This window comes from Cryobacterium sp. 10I1 (genome assembly GCF_035019805.1).
GTDB lineage: Bacteria > Actinomycetota > Actinomycetes > Actinomycetales > Microbacteriaceae > Cryobacterium > Cryobacterium glucosi.
Map to the genome: position 1 here is coordinate 1 of NZ_JASJVF010000563.1, position 465 is coordinate 465.

At 74.2% G+C, this 465-nt stretch carries 1 protein-coding gene; it reads right to left on the reverse strand.

What is annotated here, in order from left to right:
* Positions 1 to 465, reverse strand: a 465-nt coding sequence (locus QN345_RS19790; RefSeq protein WP_416347690.1) for an amidohydrolase family protein, incomplete at both ends; no start/stop codon positions are given.

The following is a 465-nucleotide window of genomic DNA, read 5'->3' on the forward strand; positions in this document are numbered from 1 at the left end:
GGAGAGCGCGGGGAACTCCTCGACGCCGGAGGGGGAGAGGAAGGCCTTGAACCCGAATACACCGGCTGAGTGCAGCTCGCGCAGGGTGCCGAGGTTGCCGGGGACCGCCCCGCCCCAGAAGCCGACGTTGACGCTCGCCTGCGGGCCGGCGGCCGCACGCTTGAGGTCGAGGCCGCTGACCGTCGTCGTCGGCGGGATGCTGTTGAGCGGCATGTCGATCACCGTCGTGACCCCGCCGGCCGCGGCGGCGCGGGTGGCGCTCGCGAAGCCCTCCCAGTCCGTGCGACCTGGCTCGTTGACGTGCACGTGGGTGTCGACGAGACCGGGCAGAAGCACGCGCCCGCTCGGCAGGCGGATGTCCGTGGCCGCCCCGTCGGACAGGCCGGAGTCAGCGATCGGCCGGGTCTCGACAGGTTCGTCGATCGGCAGGATCGCGGGGGGGCGCCCCCCCCGGGTGGGGCCCCC